At 68.2% G+C, this 18389-nt stretch carries 17 protein-coding genes; 6 read left to right on the top strand and 11 right to left on the bottom strand.

The genetic code is table 11. The features are described from left to right. Nucleotides 1-41: 41 nt before the first annotated feature. Complete coding sequence (locus ACL03I_RS00645) at nt 42-419, bottom strand: VOC family protein (protein WP_355071736.1); 378 nt, start codon at nt 417-419, stop codon at nt 42-44. A 128-nt stretch (nt 420-547) separates the two neighbouring features. On the opposite strand from ACL03I_RS00645, the gene ACL03I_RS00640 reads away from it, so the two are divergent. Further along, nucleotides 548-1324, top strand: a complete 777-nt coding sequence (locus tag ACL03I_RS00640) for a TetR/AcrR family transcriptional regulator C-terminal domain-containing protein (RefSeq protein ID WP_355071737.1) — start codon at nt 548-550, stop codon at nt 1322-1324. On the opposite strand, the gene ACL03I_RS00635 is transcribed toward ACL03I_RS00640, so the two are convergent. Then, nucleotides 1321-1854 (bottom strand): carboxymuconolactone decarboxylase family protein, encoded by a 534-nt coding sequence (locus ACL03I_RS00635; protein ID WP_355072125.1) that lies wholly within the window; start codon nt 1852-1854, stop codon nt 1321-1323. The genes ACL03I_RS00640 and ACL03I_RS00635 overlap by 4 nt on opposite strands. A 228-nt stretch (nt 1855-2082) precedes the next feature. Here ACL03I_RS00635 and ACL03I_RS00630 point away from each other — a divergent pair, with 228 nt between their 5' ends. Further along, complete coding sequence (locus ACL03I_RS00630; RefSeq protein WP_412804877.1) at nt 2083-2955, top strand: NERD domain-containing protein; 873 nt, start codon at nt 2083-2085, stop codon at nt 2953-2955. A 4-nt stretch (nt 2956-2959) separates the two neighbouring features. Here ACL03I_RS00630 and ACL03I_RS00625 read toward each other — a convergent pair whose 3' ends face one another. The 6 genes from ACL03I_RS00625 to urtA all read right to left on the bottom strand — a co-directional run bounded on the left by ACL03I_RS00625 (nt 2960) and on the right by urtA (nt 9015). Continuing rightward, nucleotides 2960-3661, bottom strand: a complete 702-nt coding sequence (locus tag ACL03I_RS00625) for a GntR family transcriptional regulator (protein WP_412804876.1) — start codon at nt 3659-3661, stop codon at nt 2960-2962. An 8-nt stretch (nt 3662-3669) separates the two neighbouring features. Continuing rightward, nucleotides 3670-4362, bottom strand: coding sequence for an urea ABC transporter ATP-binding subunit UrtE (gene urtE / locus ACL03I_RS00620; RefSeq protein WP_412804875.1), 693 nt, complete (start codon nt 4360-4362; stop codon nt 3670-3672). Continuing rightward, nucleotides 4355-5209, bottom strand: a complete 855-nt coding sequence (gene urtD, locus ACL03I_RS00615; protein WP_412804874.1) for an urea ABC transporter ATP-binding protein UrtD — start codon at nt 5207-5209, stop codon at nt 4355-4357. The genes urtE and urtD overlap by 8 nt, the downstream gene beginning before the upstream one ends. Next, nucleotides 5206-6345 (bottom strand): urea ABC transporter permease subunit UrtC, encoded by a 1140-nt coding sequence (gene urtC, locus ACL03I_RS00610; RefSeq protein WP_356962702.1) that lies wholly within the window; start codon nt 6343-6345, stop codon nt 5206-5208. The genes urtD and urtC overlap by 4 nt, the downstream gene beginning before the upstream one ends. Continuing rightward, nucleotides 6342-7226 (bottom strand): urea ABC transporter permease subunit UrtB, encoded by an 885-nt coding sequence (gene urtB, locus ACL03I_RS00605; RefSeq protein ID WP_356962700.1) that lies wholly within the window; start codon nt 7224-7226, stop codon nt 6342-6344. The genes urtC and urtB overlap by 4 nt, the downstream gene beginning before the upstream one ends. Nucleotides 7227-7740: 514 nt before the next feature. After that, entirely contained in the window at nt 7741-9015 is a 1275-nt protein-coding gene (urtA, locus tag ACL03I_RS00600; protein WP_355071748.1) for an urea ABC transporter substrate-binding protein, read from the bottom strand. Between the two features lie 373 nt (nt 9016-9388). On the opposite strand from urtA, the gene ACL03I_RS00595 reads away from it, so the two are divergent. Continuing rightward, the gene (locus ACL03I_RS00595) at nt 9389-11218 is read left to right on the top strand and encodes an acyl-CoA dehydrogenase (protein ID WP_412804873.1); all 1830 of its coding nucleotides are present in this window, start codon (nt 9389-9391) and stop codon (nt 11216-11218) included. Nucleotides 11219-11455: 237 nt separating this feature from the next. On the opposite strand, the gene ACL03I_RS00590 is transcribed toward ACL03I_RS00595, so the two are convergent. Further along, a complete protein-coding gene (locus ACL03I_RS00590) occupies nt 11456-12301 on the bottom strand; it encodes a TetR/AcrR family transcriptional regulator (protein ID WP_412804872.1) in 846 nt (281 codons plus the stop codon). 74 nt (nt 12302-12375) lie between these two features. On the opposite strand from ACL03I_RS00590, the gene ACL03I_RS00585 reads away from it, so the two are divergent. Beyond that, complete coding sequence (locus tag ACL03I_RS00585) at nt 12376-13599, top strand: MFS transporter (RefSeq protein WP_412804871.1); 1224 nt, start codon at nt 12376-12378, stop codon at nt 13597-13599. Between the two features lie 53 nt (nt 13600-13652). On the opposite strand, the gene ACL03I_RS00580 is transcribed toward ACL03I_RS00585, so the two are convergent. Beyond that, entirely contained in the window at nt 13653-13937 is a 285-nt protein-coding gene (locus ACL03I_RS00580) for a hypothetical protein (RefSeq protein ID WP_412804870.1), read from the bottom strand. A 26-nt stretch (nt 13938-13963) separates the two neighbouring features. Further along, on the bottom strand, nt 13964-15370 hold the full coding sequence (gene ramB / locus ACL03I_RS00575; RefSeq protein WP_355071757.1) for an acetate metabolism transcriptional regulator RamB: 1407 nt from the start codon (nt 15368-15370) through the stop codon (nt 13964-13966). 93 nt (nt 15371-15463) lie between these two features. Here ramB and ACL03I_RS00570 point away from each other — a divergent pair, with 93 nt between their 5' ends. Together ACL03I_RS00570 and ACL03I_RS00565 are read left to right on the top strand one after the other, a co-directional pair. After that, a complete protein-coding gene (locus ACL03I_RS00570; RefSeq protein WP_355071759.1) occupies nt 15464-16975 on the top strand; it encodes an ATP-dependent DNA ligase in 1512 nt (503 codons plus the stop codon). 156 nt (nt 16976-17131) lie between these two features. Next, nucleotides 17132-18388, top strand: coding sequence for a lipase family protein (locus ACL03I_RS00565; protein ID WP_412804869.1), 1257 nt, complete (start codon nt 17132-17134; stop codon nt 18386-18388). Nucleotide 18389: the final 1 nt, after the last annotated feature.

Genomic DNA, 18389 nt, shown 5'->3' with positions numbered 1-18389 from the left:
GTGCGCGACGAAGTCGCCAGCGGCGGCCACTCGGACACAACTCAGACCCACTGCACCAATTGGATGATGATCCCGTTCGGATCGCTCATCTGGAAGTACCGCTCGCCCCACTCCTCGGTTTCGATGGGCGTCACGATCGGCACGCCCTCGGCTCGCAGCCGGGCGTATTCGGCATCGATGTCGTCGACGACGAAGACGACGAGCAGGCCTTCGCCCGCGCTGCCCGCCGCGCTCCGCGGTTTGAAGCTCGCCAGTCCGGTGCGCAGGTAGATGACGTTCAGTCCGGCGTCGTCGCGGTCCAGCGAGACGAACCCGTCGGCCGACATCTTCTCCTCGAAGCCGAGGTGCTCGATGAGGAACCGCGCCGAGGCGGCCGGGTCGGGAACGTTGAGCGAGATGGCGGAAGCGGTGATGTGCATGGGCCCTCCTCGGCGGAAAAACTCCGTACTAAGTACACTGTACTTTGTACGTAGTTAATGGGCACTGCGCATTATGAGGTGCGTCACATCGATACCATCGGGAAGCGAGGCGGTTGAGGAGGCGAGCGATGAGACAGCCGAAGGAGCGCAGCGGCGCCGGTGACCCGGTGCGCACGCTGGAATTGCTGTGGCGGATTCCGTCGGAGCCGGGCACCGGCCGGGGGCCGAAACAGCGCAGCAGCGTCGATGCGGTCGTCGCCGCCGCGATCGAGATCGCCGACGTGGAGGGAATCGCAGCGGTCACGATGCGTGCGGTCGCCAACCGGCTCGGCCTGACTCCCATGGCCACCTACACCTATGTGCCGGGCAAATCCGAACTGATCGACCTGATGCTGGACACGGTGTACGCGCGGATGGAGCGCGCCGACCTCACCGGTCTGCCCTGGCGCGAGCGGGTCGCCCGGATCGCCGCCGAGAACCGCGCCCTGCTGGCCCGTCATCCGTGGGTGGCGTATCTGCCGACCACCCGGCCACCGCTCGGGCCGGGCCTCGCCGCGAAATACGACCACGAGCTGGAGGCCTTCGCGGACCTCGGCCTCGACGACCTGGCGATGGACGCCGCTCTGACCTTCGTGCTCGGCTTCGTCACGTCCGTCGCCCGCATCGCCATCGACAGCGCGCGGGCGGCGGCCGACAGCGCCATGTCCGACGGTCAGTGGTGGGAGCGGGCCGCGCCGGTGCTGGCGCAGGTCTTCGACGCGCGGCGGTACCCGCTCGCCGCGCGCGTCGGGACGGCCGCGGGCCAGGCGCACGACGCCGCCTACAGCGCCGACCATGCCTACGAGTTCGGGTTGACGCTGGTGCTGGACGGTCTGGCCCGCCGTATCGAGGGCCGGTCCGACTAGAGGCCGTCGCGTTGGATGCGCAGGGCGGTGATCGTGGCGGCCAGCCCGTCGTATTGGTTGATCAGCAGGACGATCTCGATCAGACTGCGCTCGTCGTAGTGCTTCGCCAGCTCGGCCCAGGTGTCGTCGTCGAGGTCACGGGTCTCCACCAGCTGATCCACGGCGGCCAGCAGCGCGCGGTGCTTGTCCGACCACTCCGCCGCCTCGGGGCCTTTGCGCAGCCGCTCCAGGATTTCGCTCGTCACCCCGGCGCGCCGGCCGAGCCGGATGTGATGGTCCATCTCGTACTCGCACCCGCGCAGATGTGCGACCCGGATGATGACCAGCTCGGACTCGTGGCGGGGCAGCCGCCCGCCTGGCATGAGCTTGCCCGAGAAGTGCAGCCAACCGCGGAACAGGCCGCGGGTGCGGCCCAGCGTGCTGAACAAATGGGCGTCGTGGGTGCCCGCGGCGCGGGAGAGCACCTGCCAGACAACCCAATTGAGCGCCCCGAGTTCCCGGAGCCGTCCGGGCGAGATGCGTGGTTGCAGCGCTGAAACCATGCCGGTTGCCACCTCCGCGTGGTCTGTGCGGCCGGCGTCGGTGCCGACCGAGATGAGAGCCTACTTGGCAGTATCCCGTCCGGCGCGCCACCATTCTTTTGCTTTCCAGTGGTTTTCAGCGGGGTACCCCGTCATCATCAGTACCGGTGCGGGTCGCCGCGGCCGCAGCGCGTTTCCGCGGCGTCAGGTGTGGACAACAGGTCGTCAGGGGAAAAGATGCTGGTGAGGATCAGGCCGGGAGCGGAGCTGTCCGGCGCTGAGCGGGAATTCGTCGCGTGCCTGAGGTCGTATCCGACGACCGGCCTCGCCGTGATAGATCTCGAGGCGGACAACCGGCGTGTCGACGCGGTGGTGTGGACCCCGCGCGGGTTGACCGTGCTGGAGGTGCACGGGTTCCAGCGCAGGCAGAGCGGCATCCTGAGCACACCGGCCGAAGGGCCGTGGACGATCAGCGACGCGCCGGTGGAGCTGGACGACCCGGAGAACGGAAGCCCCGCCGAGCGCGTGGAACACGGCATCTACGCGGTCAAGCACATGCTCCAGCGCGCGTTGCAGGACCCGGGACACATCAGCGGCGCCGTCGTGCTCGTCCCCTTCCGCGGCGCCGTGGTGCGCCCGGCGCGCACGAATCTGCGTCCGGGGTTGGACGTGGTCGTCGGGAATGTCACCGACGCGACCGAACTACGCATCTACCTGGAGGGTTTCTCCGCGGGACCGCGCGACTGGACCGCGGACCGGGTGATCGGCGCGTGCGGCGCGCTCGGCCTGGCGGAAATCGCGCCGTCCCGCGCGGAGCTCCTCGAGGCGGGCTTCGAGGAGAACGCGCCGGAACCGGTCACCACCATCGCGCGCACACCGAAGCCGCGAGTCGAGCCGACGGCGGGCGTCGCGACGAAAAGCCAGGCCTATGCGGGCTGGTCCGTCATCGTGATCGCCGTTGTCGGGGTCCTGTTCGTGCTCGGCGTGATCGCCACCGCGTTGGCGCACGACTCGGCCCAGCCGATCCCGGCGACCGGCACGACGAGTCCGACGCCGTCGCCGCCGGCGTACCGGCCCACCCAGTGCTACCCCTTCCAGCAGCACTGCTGAACGGTCAATCCCGCACGGCGCGGCCCAGTTTGGTCAGGCGCATGGCGTACTGCGCTCGGGCCAGCACATGCGTTCGCGAGGTGTCGATATGGGCGGTGAGCGTCGCCAACGCCGTGTCCACCGCACCGGACACCAGGTGTTCGGCGATCGCGATGTGCTCGGCGGTCATCGTGGCGATGCGTTCCGGAGTCGGCATGTCCAGCGTGCGCACCGGACGCACCCGGACGTGCACGGCGGTGAGCGCGTCGGCGAGCGCGGCGTTGCCCGCGGCTGTGAGCAGGGTGGTGTGGAAGTGTTCGTCGGCGGCCACCAGCGCGGGGCCCGGTTCGGGTGGGGCGTCGCGCAGTGCGCGCCAGGTGTCGAGTTCCGTGCGCACGAGATCCAGATCGTGCGTGGGCGCCTCGCCGGGCGGGGCCACGCGTTGCATGCCCCTGGCTTCCAGTACGAGCCGCAACTCGTAGAGGTGATCGAGTTCGTCGAGCCGGGGACGGTACGGGTAGAGGCCGTCGGCGAGCCGCTCGACCAGTCCGTCCGCTTGCAGTCGCGCCAGCGCCTCGCGCACCGGCGTGCGCGACACGCCGTACGCCTCGGCGAGGCGTTCTTCGCCGAGCCGTTCGGTCGGCACGATGGCTCCGGTGGCCAGATCCTGGCGCAACGAGTCGTACACCTGCTCGCGCAACGGAATCCGGCCCCTGTCGCGGGCCACGGCGGCGCTCAGATCGCCATCGCCGAGCGGACTTCGCGCTCGGCGCCCGCCCCACCCGTGCCCGTGGAGGTCACCCGGCCCGATCGCAACACGTAGTAGCGCTGCGCCGCCTGCAATGCGAAGCCGATGTGCTGTTCGACCAGCAGCACGCTCAGCCCGCCGCGCCGGGTGAGATCGATGATGGTGCGCTCGATCTCGGCGACCACCGACGGCTGGATGCCCTCGGTCGGCTCGTCCAGGATGAGCAGCTTCGGCTCGGTGATCAGCGCCCGCGCGATGGCGAGTTGCTGGCGCTGGCCACCGGACAGCAGGCCCGCCTTCCGGGTGAGCAGCTCGCGCAGCGCGGGAAACAGGTCCAGCGATTCATCGATCAACGCCTTGCCCCGTTTGCGGCCGTCGGCGACCACTTGCAAATTCTCCGCCGTGGTCAGTTGCGGGAAACTTTGCTGCCCCTGCGGCACATACGCGATCCCGCGGCGCACCCGGCGCGACGGCGACAGTTTGGTGATGGTCTCCCCGTCGAACTCGATCCGGCCCGCCTTCGTGCCGATCAGCCCGACGGCGGTGCGCAGCAACGTGGTCTTCCCCGCGCCGTTGTGCCCCATGATGGCGACCACGCTGTCGTCCGGGACGGTCACCGAGACGCCGTGGATCACCTCGGTGCGGCCGTAACCGGAGTGGATATCGGTGAGTTCAAGCATCACTGTCCCCTTTCTGGGGTGACTCCGGGCTCGGCGCGATCGACGCGTCCTCCAGCTCGGTCCCGACGGCCGCTGCGGTGCCGAGGTAGACCTCCTGGACTTTCGGGTCCGCCTGCACCTGTTCGACGGTTCCCTCGCTGAGCACCTTGCCGCCGGCCAGGACGGTGACCGAGGTGGCGAAGGCGCGCATGAAATCCATGTCGTGCTCGACCACGACGACCACCCGGTCGCCGCCGATGCGGCGTAACAGATTGCCGGTTTCCTCGCGCTCCTCGGCGCTCATCCCGGCCACCGGTTCGTCCAACAGCAGCACCGACGCGTTCTGCACCAGAAGCATGCCGATCTCCAGCCATTGCTTCTGCCCGTGTGCGAGCATCCCTGCGGGTTTGTCGCGCAGGTCGGCAAGGCCGGTGGTCTCCAGCGCCTCCTCGATCGCGGGCAGCACCGTCTTGCGGCGGCGCAGCATGGTGAGCGCCGAACGGCCGGCGCCCGCGGCGATGTCGAGGTTCTGCAGCACGCTGAGCTGCTCGAACACGCTCGCGGTCTGGAACGTTCTTCCGACACCGAGCCGGGCGATCCGGTGTACCTTCTGGCCGAGCAGTTCCACGCCGGTCTTCTGCGCGGAGCCGGTCGCCGGGACCAGTCCGGTGATCGCGTCGATGAGCGTCGTCTTGCCCGCCCCGTTGGGGCCGATGAGGAAGCGCAGATCGCCCTGCAACACCGTCAGATCGACGTCGGTGACGGCCTTGAAACCGTCGAAACTCACCGAGAGACCGCGGATCTCGAGGTACTCGCTGGACATTCCGGCGTTGCCGCCGAGCTTCGGTTCGTGCGTCGTCTCGGTCATCGCGATTCCACCTTCTCCGTCGCGGATTCCGGCAGCGCCTCGACCACCACCGTCGCGGGTGCGGGCGCGGAACGCCTGCTGTCCAGCAGGCCTTTCAGCATCGGCCACAATCCGGCCAGACCCGCCGGAACGAAACCGACCACCACGATGAACAGCACGCCTTGCAGATACGTCCACCCCGAGGGGAACTCCTCCGACAGCGCCGTCTGCGCCCACGCCACGCCGATCGCGCCGAGCACCGGCCCGAGCAGCGTGGTCCGGCCGCCGATCGCGACGCCGATGAGGAACGCGATGGACGGGACGACGCCGATGTCGGCGGGGGAGATGATGCCGACGATCGGGGTGAACAGGGCGCCTGCGATGCCCGCGAAGAACGCGGCGACCACGTAGGCGACGATCTTGACGTTCGCCGGATCGTAGCCCAGGAAACGTACCCGTTCCTCCTGATCGCGCACCGCGACGAGCAACTCGCCGTAGCGGCTGTGCATCAACTGCCGCACCAGCGCGACCACCACCAGCAGCGCGGCCGCGGCGAAGAAGAACAGCATGCGCCGGTTGACCGGGTCGGACAGCTTGAACCCGAAGAACGCGCGGAAATCCGACAGGCCGGTGAACCCGCCGATGCTCTGCTGACCGGTCAGCAGGATGGCCAGCGCGGCGGCCAGCGCCTGGCTGAGGATGGCGAAGTAGGCGCCCTTCACGCGGCGCTTGAAAACGCCGTAGCCCAGCACCGCGGCGATCAGAGCGGGCAGCACGAGGATGCCGATCAGCGCAACCGGAGCCGACGCGAACGGCTTCCAGAACGAAGGCAATTCGCGAATGCCCGCGATCTCCATGAACTCCGGCACGTCGTTGCCCAGCCGGGCGGCGTCGGCCATCTGCAGGTGCATAGCCATGATGTAGGCGCCGATGCCGAAGAACACACCTTGTCCCAGGGTGAGCATTCCGCCTCGGCCCCAAGCCAATCCGATGCCGACCGCGACGATCGCGAAGCACAGGAACTTCGCAAGCAGGTTGAGCCGGAAATCGCTGAGCAGGGCGGGCGCGACCGCGAACAACAGAACGGCGGCGACGGCGAATCCGGCCAGCGCGCCGAGCGAGGAGTGCGCGCGCCACCGTTGTATCAGCGTGGTCATGCCAGGCTCCTTGTCCGGACGGTGAACAGACCCTGCGGGCGGACCTGCAGGAAGATCACGATGACGACGAAGACGATGACCTTCGCGATGGACGCGGTGGTCGAGTATTCGATGTAGGAATTGAGCAGCCCGAGCGCGAACGCCGCGATCACCGTGCCTTTGATCTGACCGAGCCCGCCGATGACCACCACGAGGAACGCGTCGATCAGGTAACTCTGGCCGATGGTCGGGCTGGTCGAGCCGATCAGCGTCAGCGCCACACCGGCCACGCCCGCCAGGCCCGAGCCGATGAAGAACGTGCTGATATCCGTGAAACGACTGGATACGCCGGAGGTTTCGGCCAGGCCGCGATTCTGCACCACCGCTCGGATACGGCGGCCCAGCGGCGTCGTCTTGAGCACCGCGGCCAGCGCGGTCACCGCGACCACCGCGAGGACCAGGATGAAGATGCGCGTCTTCGGCACCACCGCGCCCAGGATCGTGACGCCGCCGCTGAGCCATTCCGGCGCGATCACGTTCTTGGCGGGTGCGCCGAAGATGTCGCGGGCCAATTGTTGCAGCACCAGGCCGACACCGAAGGTGACCAGCAGGGTGTCCAGCGGCCGGTCGTACATCCAGCGGATCAGGCCCATCTCCAACGCGGCGCCCAACAGTCCGCCGACGAGGAAACCGATCAGCAAGGAGATGACGAGCGAGACGCCCGCCGACGAGATCACCTTCTGCACAACATAAGTGGTGTAACAACCGGCCATGATGAACTCGCCGTGCGCCATGTTGATCACGCCCATCTGACCGAATGTCAGCGAGAGACCGAGCGCGGCGAGCAAGAGAATGGATCCCAGACTCAGCCCGGTGAAGAGCTGTCCGATCACAACATCCATGGGGAAGGCTCCTGTGTTGGATTTGCCGCGACTTCGTCGCGGCGTGTTCGCGGCCCCCTTGTGGCTCGCGTTTGCGCGACCGCCGCTTGCTCCTTCGTCGCGTGCGCGGCGGCCGCGCAAACGCGAGCCGGGCCGCGAACGGCGCATGCTCGGTCTCGCTTCGCTCGAAACCTGGAGCTGAGGTGCGCTGGGCGCGTTCGGTGTGCGCCGGAGGATCTGGTGTTCGCCTACCAGTGGCTCTCTTCGTTCACCTCCGTGGCTAGCGCGGTGCGCGTTGAGCGCTTGTGACCAGGGACCGAAGCTGTGCCGGAAGCGGTATGGCCGGAAGCGGTATGGCCGCAAGCGGCATGCGCGGAATCGGTGGCCGTGCCCTGCGGCTAGTTGCCGCAGGGCCTGCGATGCCTGCGCCGGTCCGATGCTGTCCGCGGCCCCCCTCATTACGCGCTCCGCGTGACCGCCGTCGCGACTGTGTCGCCGGGCGGGCACCGGTAGCTGGGCCGCGGACAGCCGCGGACTACTTCAGGCCCTTGGCCCAGTCGTAGGACTTCAGGTAGGGGTCCGGCGTCACGGCCTTGCCGGAGTCCCACACGGTGTAGATCAGTCCGTCAGGGCGGATCTCGCCGATACGGGCGGTCTTGGTGATGTGGTGGTTGGCGCCGTTGATGGTGACCAGGCCCTCGGGCGCGTCGAACGTCACGCCGTCGGCGGCGGCCTGGATGTCCTCGACCTTGAACGACTTCGCCTTCTCGACGGTGTTCTTCCACAGGTAGACCGACGCGTAGGCGGCTTCCATCGGGTCCGAGGTCGGCTTGTCGGCGCCGAAGGCGGCCTTGTAGTCGGCGACGAACTTCCGGTTCACCGGGCTGTCGACGGTCTGGTAGTAGTTCCACGCGGTGAGCTGGCCTGCGATGTTCTGCGCGCCGATGCCCGCCACTTCCTCTTCGGCGATCGAGACCGAGACCACCGGCATCTCGGCGGCTTTCAGGCCCGCGTTGGTGTACTCGCGGAAGAACGCGACGTTGGAGTCACCGTTGAGAGTGTTGAACACCGCGCCCGCCTTCGCGGCGCGAACCTTGTTCACGATGGTGGAGAAATCGGTGGAGCCGAGCGGGGTGTAGTCCTCGCCCTTGATCTCGATGCCGTTGGCGGCGGCGTACGCCTTGATCTCGCGATTGGCGGTCTGCGGGAAGACGTAGTCACTGCCCACCAGGTAGAGGGAGGTGATGCCCTTCTGCTTCAAGTAGTCCAGGGCCGGGACGATCTGCTGGTTGGTGGTGGCGCCGGTGTAGAAGATGTTCTTGCTGTCCTCCAGGCCCTCGTACTGCACGGGGTAGTAGAGCAGCGAGTTCAGGCTCTCGAACTTCGGCTTCATCGCCTTGCGGCTCGATGAGGTCCAGCCACCGAACACCGCGGCGACGCAGTCGGAGCTGATCAGCTTCTCGGCCTTCTCCGCGAAGGTCTTCGGGTCCGAGGCGCCGTCCTCTAGCACCAGGTCGATCTTCTTGCCGAGCACGCCGCCCGCGGCGTTGATCTGGTCGACCGCGAGCTTGGTCGAGTTGGCGACGGTGACCTCGGAGATGGCCATCGTGCCGGACAGGGAGTGCAGTGAACCGACCTTGATCGTGTCCTTCGACGTGTCGACGCAGGACGCGGCGCCCGAGCCGGTGGTCGAGGCGTCGTCCTTCGCGCCGCAGGCGGTCAGCAACAGGCCGGCGAGCGCGACCGCGGTGGGTACCGCCATCGCTCGCACCAAACGCCCGGAGCGATGGGTGGCACGGAAACTTGGCATGGGGCGAGCCCTTTCCTCATCAGGTATCGCGGCGGCGTCGGCAGGACGCCGCGTCGAACACCGCCGTCTTCGCCCCGCTCACGGCTGTAGACGGGGCTGTATACAACGGCTGTATTCGTGAAGGAACGGTAGACAGGAGTTGTTGCGCCGGAATATCTCTCGATGACAAGTCCGTTTCGTCTGTTTCGCCGATGTGAACCTTTCCTGTGAACGGATGGTGAACAGTTGTGAGATCCCGGCAAACCCGCTGGCCGGGGCGGATGTGGCTACGGTTGCGTAGCGTCGCCGCGATACGGCACGCTTCGATTCGTACGACGTCTGAACCGTCCCATGCCGCGGCGGCGGGCCGCGGACTCGAGTCGAGGAGGACCAGGTGGGCCACTACAAGGCGAACCTGAGGGATATCGAGTTCAACCTGTTCGAAGTGCTCGAGCTGAACAAGCTGCTCGATACCGGGGCCTACGGCGACCTCGATTCCGACACCGTCCGGGAGATCCTGTCCGAGGTGAAGCGCTTGGCCGAGGGGCCGGTAGCGGACTCCTTCGCGGCGGCCGACCGCGATCCGGTCGTCTACGACGCCGCCACTTTCTCGATCTCTGTTCCGGAGCCGCTCCGTAGGACCGTCGCCGCCGTGCGCGACGCGGACTGGAGCAGGCTCGGCATGCCGGAGGGCATGGGCGGCACCCCGGCCCCCGCGACGCTGGTCTGGTCGGTCGCCGAGATGATCACCTGCGCCAATCCGTCGGCGTCGTTCTTCAACATGGGCCCGGTCATGTCGTCCGTGCTGTTCGAGGTCGGCACCGAGCAGCAGCGGCACTGGGCCACGCTCGGATTCGAGAAGGGCTGGCAGGGCACCATGGTGCTGACCGAGCCCGACGCCGGTTCCGACGTCGGCGCCGGGCGCACCAAGGCGATCAGGCAAGAGGACGGCTCCTGGCACATCGAGGGTGTCAAGCGCTTCATCTCCGGCGCGGAAGTCGGTGACACCGCAGAGAACGTCTTCCATCTGGTGCTGGCCCGTCCCGAGGGCGCCGGGCCGGGCACCAAGGGGCTGTCGCTGTTCTACGTGCCCAAGTTCCTCTTCGACCCCGAGACTTTGGCACTCGGCGACCGCAACGGCGTGTACGTCACCGGGGTCGAGCACAAGATGGGCCTGAAGTCCTCGCCCACCTGCGAGTTGACCTTCGGCGGCCACGGCACGCCCGCCAAGGGCTGGCTGGTCGGTGACGTGCACAACGGCATCGCGCAGATGTTCCAGGTGATCGAGAACGCGCGCATGATGGTCGGCGTCAAATCCACCGGCACCCTGTCGACCGGTTACCTCAACGCGCTGACCTACGCCAAGGAGCGCGTTCAGGGCGCGGATCTGACGCAGATGACCGACAAGGCCGCGCCGCGTGTGGCCATCACCCAGCACCCGGACGTCCGACGTTCGCTGGCCATGCAGAAGGCGTACGCGGAGGGTTTGCGGGCGGTGTATCTGTACACCGCCGCCCATCAGAACGCCGATGTGGCGCAGCTCGTTTCGGGCGCCGACCCCGAGCTGGCGCACCGGGTGAGCGATCTGCTGCTGCCGATCGTCAAGGGAGTCGGTTCGGAGCGGGCCTACCAGTACCTGACGGAATCGTTGCAGACCTTGGGCGGATCCGGATATCTCCAGGACTACCCGATCGAGCAGTACATCCGGGACGCGAAGATCGACTCGCTGTACGAGGGCACCACCGCCATCCAGGCGCAGGACTTCTTCTTCCGCAAGGTCATTCGCGACCAAGGTGTGGCGCTCGGCCACGTCAACGCGCGGATCGCGGCGTTCCTGGACGCCAAGACCGGGCGGTTCGACACCGAACGCGAACTACTGCGCACGGCCGCCGAGGACGTACAGGCCATGGCCGCCTCGCTCACCGGCTTCCTGATGGCCGCCCAGCAGCAGCCCACCGACTTGTACAAGGTGGGTCTTGGTTCGGTGCGTTTCCTGCTGGCGGTCGGCGATCTGCTCATCGGCTGGCGGCTGCTGGTCCAAGCGGAGATCGCGGCCGCCGCGCTGGCCGCCGACGCACCGGAGAAGGACCGCGCTTTCTACGCCGGAAAAGTCGCCGTCGCGAGCTTTTTCGTCAAAAACGTGCTGCCGACGCTGAGCGCGGTGCGCGGAATCGTCGCGACGCTGGACAACGACATCATGAACCTCGAAGAAAGTGCGTTCTAGTCGGCCGCGACTTCGTCGCGGCGTGTTCGCGGCCCTCTTGTGGCTCGCGTTTGCGCAGCCGCCGCTTGCTCCTTCGTCGCCTACGCGACGGCCCCGCAAACGCGAGCCGGGCCGCGAACGGCGCATGCTCGGTCTCGCTTCGCTCGAAAGACGTAGTTGTGGTGCGCTGGGCGCGTCGAGTCTCGGGCCTCGGCATCGAGTGCGCTGTTCGGGCGGGTGATGTCGCTCGCGGCGGGTTCAGGGTTCGGGCTGGGACAGGAGTTTGAGCACCACGGGACGGGACAGGGTGCCGGAGACCTGACGTGCGAGGTGGTTGGCGCTCGCGCCCGCGGCGTGGGCGGCGCGTAGGGCGGTAGCGAGTTCTTCGCGGGCGGCGTCGGCGGCGGCTTGGGCGTCGCGGAGACGCTGGGCGGCTCGGTCGACTCCGGCCGCCTCGTCGTCGGCGGTCAAGTCATTGACCAGCTCGACCTCGGGCAGGCGTGCTTCCCGTTCGCCGGGGGCCGCGTAGCGGCGCATCGCCGCCCTGGCGAACTCCATCAGGAACGCGCGGGTGGCGTTCCCATCCTCCGCGGCGGCCTCGCCGAGCAGCAGTTTGGTGGTCTGCGGAACGGCGAGTGACCAATTGGCCAGGCCGCACAGGGCCAGCAGCAGGCGGCCCGCGTTCGCGGAGTCCACGTCGAACTGTTCCTGCGCGCGATCGAATTTGCGCACGTAGTGCGCGGCGCGCCAGCCGTCGATGTCGTGCGCGTCGGCGCCGCGATGCAGTGCCTCCCAGAGCATCAGGCGCAGTAGCTGGGGGTTGTCCCGGTGGTAGTCGTACAGCTTGCCGACGTACGCGCCGGGTTCGGTGTCGGCCAGCGGCTTCACCACGTCGATGAACTCGCGCAGGGTGTCGATCAGGATGACGTCGAACAGCTTGTCCTTGCTGCCGAACAGTCCGTAGATGCGTTCCTTGTTGACACCCGCCGCGTCCGCGATCCGGTCGACCCGCGCGCCGGCCAGCCCGTGCTGCGCGAACTCGTCGCGGGCGGCGCGCAACAGGGCCTGCCTGGTCGCGTCACTGCGTTTCATCGTGGCGGTCATGACGGACACTTTACCATTCCATTAAACCAACTATTTGGTTGACAACGCGGCTCGCCAGGGCCTACCTTCGACCCATGGCAATGCCCACTCTTCAGTCCGTGGCTCCGGTCCGGACGCGCACCCGAGTCGTCTCGTCGCGTGCCCACACCGGGCGCACCCTGCCCTTCTTCGTCTTGGCCGCACTGCTGGCGACCGGCCAGATGTACGTTCCGATCCCACTTTTCACCGCCATGCGGGCCGACTGGAGCGTCGGTCCCGCCGTGATGACCTGGATCATCAGCGCGTTCGCCTTCGGCTACGCCGGCGGCTTCGTCCTGTTCGGGCCGCTGTCGGATCGCTATGGGCACCGCCGGGTGCTCGTCACCGGGATGCTGGTGGCCGCAGCGGTCACACTATTGACCGGTTTGGCGTTCAGCGCTCCACTGGCCGTCGGCCTGCGGGTGGCGCAGGGGCTGGTGGTCGGCTCGATCCCGCCCGCGATCATGGCCTACGTGGCGACCCGCATCGCTCCCGCACACCGTGCCGTGGCCACCATGTCCGTGGCCACGTCGTTCCTCGCGGCGACGGTGGTCGCGCAGATCGTGTCGCAGTGGATGGTCGCCGCATTGCCGTGGCGCACCGTGTTCGTCGCCTCCTCGGCCGCTTTCGCCGTGCTCGCGCTGGTGTTGCGGTCCGCGCTGCTGGCCGACGCGCCCACCGGCCGGGACAAGCCGCTGCGGCACAGCTACGCCGCCATTCCGGCGGTGCTGCGCATCCGGGCGCTGGTGCCGATGCTGATCGCGGGCGCGATGAGCATGGCGGTGATGGTCGGGGTGTACACCGGCCTCGAACTGACCGGAGTGGTTCGAGGCGCGGGCGAACTACTCGCGCTGCGTGCGGGCGCGCTGCCGGTGATGGTGGCGCTTCCCCTGCTCGCGGTGCCGCTGGCCCGGCTGTCCAAGCACGGTCAGATCGCGCTGGGCGTGCTGATCGCCGCCGCGGCGATGGTGGTCGCGACCTTCGAGGGAACTCACCCGGCCGTGCTGGCCGTGCTGCTCGCCGTTCTGGTCGGCGGCCTGGGCATCATCGCGCCGGCCGTGCTGCAGAGCGCGGGTGAACTGGGCGGTGAATCCCGCGCGGCCGCGATGTCCGTCGCGATGTTCTCCTTCTACGTGGGCGCGACCATCGGCCCGCTGGTCGCTGCCGCCGCGGCGCCCCACGGCTTCGCGACCCTCGCCTGGACGCTGGCCCTGTTGCTCGTCGCCGCACTGGGTATGACGGGGATCGGTCTCCGCATGCAGGGGTCGACGGCCGCCTGAGCGAACAGGATGTCCGGCCGGTATCGGTGCTCCGATACCGGCCGGATGTTCGTTCAGGGACGGTGCCGCAACGAAATCACCTGAGCTGTCAGCATTTTTTCGGGCTCCGGACCATTCCAGACCACTTCGATTTCGGTGTCGTGATATTCCCGGGCCACGTCGCGCAGCATCGCGACCGCCGCGGCGCGCGCCTGCTCCGGTGTGGCGTCAGCGGCGATCTGCGCCAGCCGACCGCAGAGCATCCCGCCCCGCGTGTCCAGGACGCTGTGCCGCCAACCTTCCGGCGTCGCGATCAGCACGATCGACGCGGGCATGGGGTACCGCGAATCACCGGCCATAGCGACAACCTACGGAACCGGTGGGACTACTTCAGCACGTACGGCGATACGGAGCTGCGGTGTTCGCTGATGTCGAGCACTTTGCCCAGGGGTGGGAAGGCGCGCTGCGGGCAATTGGCGCGTTCGCAGACTCGGCAGCCCGCACCGATCGGCGTCGGCTGCACTTCGTCGAGATCGATGCCGTCGGCGTAGATCACGCGGGCCGCGTGCCGCAATTCGCAGCCGAGACCGATGGCGAAGGTTTTGCTCGGCTGGCCGAAGCGGGTGGCGCGGCGTTCCACCGTGCGCGCCACCCAGAGGTATTTGCGGCCGTCGGGCATCTGCGCGATCTGGGTCATGATCTTGCCCGGGTAGGCGAAGGTCTCGTAGACGTTCCACAGCGGGCACGTGCCGCCGCTGGCGGAGAAGTGGAAACCGGTGGCGGACTGGCGCTTGGACATGTTGCCCGCCCGGTCCACCCGCACGAACGAGAACGGCACGCCGCGCAGCGACGGCCGTTGCAGCGTGGAAAGCCGGTGGCAGATGGTCTCGTAGCTCTGCGTGAAGAACGCCGACAGCCGCTCGATGTCGTAGCGGAAGTCCTCGGCGACCTCGTGGAAATGCGTGTACGGCAGCACCGTCGCCGCGGCGAAGTAGTTGGCCAGCCCCAGCATGGCCAGCTTGCGGGCGTCCTCGGAGGCGAAATTGCCTTCCTCGACCAGCTTCTCCAGCAGCTCGCCGCACTCGAAGTAGGCCAGCTCGGCGGCCAGTTTGAAGGTTCGCTGCCCGCCGGACAGGTGCGGCGCGATCTCCAGGGTGCGGGTCTGCGGGTCGTAGCGGTGCAGCACGCCTTCGCCGAGGTCGATGCGCTCGATGATCCGTACGTCGTGGGCGCGCAGGATCCTGGCGATCTCGCTGTTCACGTCGCCGCCGTGGAAACGGATGCGCGCGGTGAGATCCTCGGCGGCGGTGTCCAGCTCGTGGATGTAGTTCTGGCGCTGGTAGAAGTAGTCGCGCACCTCCTCGTGCGGCTTGCTGATCGCGCCGCTGCCCGCGCCGTCGGCGAACCGGTCCTCGGTGGCGGCGGCCAGCTGGGCGGAAGTGTTGCGGTAGCGGTTGTGCATGTTGACCAGCGCGCGGGCCATGCTCGGGTGCGCCGAGACGATATCCGCGATCTCCTGGGCGTCGGCCTCGATGCCCAGCTCCTCGTCCATCACGACCTCTTGCAGTTCCGCGATGAGCCGGGTGTCGTCCTGAGCGGAGAAGAAGGTCGTGTCGACGCCGAACACGTCGCTGATCTTCAGCAGCACCGGCACGGTGAGCGGGCGCACGTCGTGCTCGATCTGGTTCAGGTAACTCGCCGAGATCTCCAGCTGCTGGGCCAGCGAGACCTGGCTCAGTCCGCGTTCGGTCCGCAGTTGACGCAGCCGAGCGCCGACGTAAGTCTTGGCCATGCGTCCAGCTTATGGGTGCTTTCGCATCCGTGCCAATTTCCGATTAACACTCCTCGCGGACAGGTGTCGTACCCGGCGGCTACCGTCGGCAGGGTGTTGTTCTCGGATGTCGTGCTGGCCTCGGAGACCGTGCGGGCGACCAGGTCACGCAAGACGAAGATCGCGACGCTCGCCGCGCTGCTGACCGCGGCCGCGCCGGAGGAGCTCGTGCCCGTGGTCGCCTGGGCGTCCGGCGAACTGGCACAGGGGCGGATCGGTACGGGGTGGCGCACGCTCACCACGCTCGACCACGCACCCGCGCCGGTGCCCACGCTCACCGTGTCGGCGGTGCACGCGGCGCTCAGCGAGCTGGCCGTTGTCTCCGGCGCCGGTTCCGCGGCCAGGCGCAAGGAGCTGCTCGCGGCGCTGTGGTCCGCGGCGACGGCGAACGAGCAGGGCTTCCTGGTACGCCTGCTCACCGGGGAACTGCGCCAAGGAGCGCTCACCGCCCTGGTCGCCGAAGCCGTGGCGGTCGCCGCGGACGTGCCGCCCGATGCGGTGCGCCGGGCGTACATGTTGTCGGGCCGCCTGCCGGTCACCGCCGTCGCGGCGCTCACCGGCGGGGCCGCGGCGCTCGCGGAGTTCCGGCTCGAAGTCGGTCGTCCGATCCAGCCCATGCTCGCTTCGCCCGGTGCGACGCTGGACGAGGCGCTGCTCGAGTTCCATGGCGAGGTGAGCGTCGAGCACAAACTGGACGGCGCGCGCATTCAGGTGCACCGGGACGGCGACCGGGTCCGGATCTTCACCAGGACGCTGCGCGAGATCACCGCAGGCGTTCCGGAACTCGTCGAGCTGGTCGCGGGCCTGGACTGCACGAGCGTCGTGCTGGACGGGGAGACGCTGGCGCTCACCGACGCCGGACGGCCGCGTCCGTTCCAGGAGACCATGAGCCGGTTCGCCGAGGTGAGCTCCACCAGGGAGTTGCTGCTGCATCCGTACTTCTTCGACTGTCTGCACCTGGACGGGCAGGACCTGCTCGACGCTCCGCTGTCCGAGCGGCGGGCCGCGCTGACGAAGGTGGCCGCCGAGCACACCATTCCCGCGCTGCTGCGGCCGGATGCCGATGCGGCCGCGGAATACTTCGACGCCGCGCTGGCCGCGGGGCACGAGGGCGTCATGGTCAAGTCGTTGACCGCGCCGTACGCGGCGGGCAGACGGGGCCGGGCCTGGCAGAAGATCAAGCCGACGCACACCCTCGACCTGGTCGTGCTCGGCGCGGAATGGGGCTACGGCCGCCGCACGGGCTATCTGTCGAACCTGCATCTCGGCGCGCGCGACCCGGAGGGCGGCGAGCCGGTCATGGTGGGCAAGACCTTCAAAGGACTCACCGACGCGCTGTTGCGGTGGCAGACCGACGAATTCCCCCGCCACGAGCGCTCGCGTGATCAGCACACCGTGTACCTGTGGCCGGAACTCGTCGTCGAGATCGCGCTGGACGGCGTGCAGGTCAGTTCCCGCTACCCCGGCGGTGTCGCTCTGCGTTTCGCTCGTGTGGTGCGGTATCGCCCCGACAAAGAACCCGCCGACGCGGACACCATCGATACCATTCGGGCACTACTGCCGTGATGTGAAGCGTGGTCGCTCCCGCGCCGGGCGCGTGTCGGGCGTGCCGAGCACGTCGAGCCACTGTAAGTATGGGCAGCGCAAGGTTCCGGATGGCCCCCACAACGCAGTGGTCCGGCCGGTTCGTGCTTCCGGACAAGGAATCGGCGGGCGGGTGGGATGATGCGAAAATCGCTGTGCGGACGGTATGTCCTGCTGTTGGCGGCACTCCTGGGCGCCTTGGCGGTGAGTGCGGTCGGTACGCCCGTGCGGGCGAATCCGATCGAGCAGTTCCTCACGCCGTCGCGCGAGTATCCGGGAATCCTGCCCACGCCGCTGGACGATCCCTTCTACACGCCGCCGCCGGGCTTCGAGAGCCTGCCTCCGGGAGCGATTCTCGCGTCCCGTGCGGGCGGAACGGGCCTGACCGCGTTCCCGTTGCGGTCGACCGAACTGTTGATCCGGTCCACCGATTCGAAGGACCTGCCGGTGCCCGTGGTCGCGACATTGCTCGTGCCGCAGGCCCCGTGGAACGGACCGGGGCCGCGTCCGGTGCTGTCGTTCAATGCCGCGATCGACTCGCTCGGGCATCGGTGCGCACCGTCCTACAAACTCAGGAACGAGCCGACAGCCGAGTTCTGGGCCGCCCAGATTCCGCTGTCCAAGGGCTACGCCGTGCTCGTGCCCGACCATCAGGGCCCGCGGCAGGCGTACGCGGCGGGACTGATGGCCGGGCACGCGGTGCTCGACTCGATCCGGGCGGTGGTGAACACGCCGGAGTTCGGGTTGCGACCGGAAGCGCCGACCGTGGTCACCGGATACTCCGGCGGCGCCATCGCGAGCGGATGGGCCGCACAACTGGCCCCGCGATACGCGCCCGAGCTGAATCTGGTGGGTGCGGCGTTCGGCGGTGTCCCCGCCGACTTCGACATGCTGCTGTCCACCATGAACGGACGCAACGCCGCGTCCGGAGTTTTCCTGGCCGCCACCCTCGGACTGGCGCGAGAGTACCCCGAGCTGCTCGGCCTGATGAACGACGACGGCTGGCGGCTGGCTCAGGTCGGCAAGGACCTGTGCATGACCGCGGAGGAGTTCGGCGGCGCCGTGGCGCCCATTCCGGTGCAGGCGCTCACCCATGCCGCCGCGCCCACCGACCTGCCGATGGTCAGGGAGATCCTGGCCGCCAATCGGCTGGGTGCGAGCGCGCCGACGGTGCCGGTGTTCCTGTATCACGCCACGCACGATCCGTGGGTGCCGCTGGCCGGTGCGGAGAAGCTCTACGCGGACTGGTGTGGCGCCGGAACGCAGGTGGATTTCCAGGTCCATTTCGGCGAGCACTTCCTCGTCGGACTCAGCGGCATCCCCGGCGCCAACTCGTGGATCGATGACCGGTTCGCCGGTCGGCCCGTCGCCCCACACTGCACCCGGACCGGCTGAC

This window comes from Nocardia sichangensis (assembly GCF_047200615.1).
Lineage (GTDB): Bacteria > Actinomycetota > Actinomycetes > Mycobacteriales > Mycobacteriaceae > Nocardia > Nocardia sichangensis.
The sequence above is the reverse complement of the archived record's forward strand: the minus strand, read 5'-3'. Positions and strand labels throughout refer to the sequence as shown.

Excerpts from the sequence above, each read along its gene's own strand:
- ACL03I_RS00645 (WP_355071736.1), bottom strand. The coding sequence starts at position 419 with ATGCACATCACCGCTTCCGCCATCTCGCTCAACGTTCCCGACCCGGCC.
- ACL03I_RS00640 (WP_355071737.1), top strand. The coding sequence starts at position 548 with ATGAGACAGCCGAAGGAGCGCAGCGGCGCCGGTGACCCGGTGCGCACG.
- ACL03I_RS00630 (WP_412804877.1), top strand. The coding sequence starts at position 2,083 with ATGCTGGTGAGGATCAGGCCGGGAGCGGAGCTGTCCGGCGCTGAGCGG.
- urtE (WP_412804875.1), bottom strand. The coding sequence starts at position 4,362 with ATGCTTGAACTCACCGATATCCACTCCGGTTACGGCCGCACCGAGGTG.
- urtD (WP_412804874.1), bottom strand. The coding sequence starts at position 5,209 with ATGACCGAGACGACGCACGAACCGAAGCTCGGCGGCAACGCCGGAATG.
- urtC (WP_356962702.1), bottom strand. The coding sequence starts at position 6,345 with ATGACCACGCTGATACAACGGTGGCGCGCGCACTCCTCGCTCGGCGCG.
- urtB (WP_356962700.1), bottom strand. The coding sequence starts at position 7,226 with ATGGATGTTGTGATCGGACAGCTCTTCACCGGGCTGAGTCTGGGATCC.
- urtA (WP_355071748.1), bottom strand. The coding sequence starts at position 9,015 with ATGCCAAGTTTCCGTGCCACCCATCGCTCCGGGCGTTTGGTGCGAGCG.
- ACL03I_RS00590 (WP_412804872.1), bottom strand. The coding sequence starts at position 12,301 with ATGACCGCCACGATGAAACGCAGTGACGCGACCAGGCAGGCCCTGTTG.
- ACL03I_RS00585 (WP_412804871.1), top strand. The coding sequence starts at position 12,376 with ATGGCAATGCCCACTCTTCAGTCCGTGGCTCCGGTCCGGACGCGCACC.
- ACL03I_RS00580 (WP_412804870.1), bottom strand. The coding sequence starts at position 13,937 with ATGGCCGGTGATTCGCGGTACCCCATGCCCGCGTCGATCGTGCTGATC.
- ramB (WP_355071757.1), bottom strand. The coding sequence starts at position 15,370 with ATGGCCAAGACTTACGTCGGCGCTCGGCTGCGTCAACTGCGGACCGAA.
- ACL03I_RS00565 (WP_412804869.1), top strand. The coding sequence starts at position 17,132 with ATGATGCGAAAATCGCTGTGCGGACGGTATGTCCTGCTGTTGGCGGCA.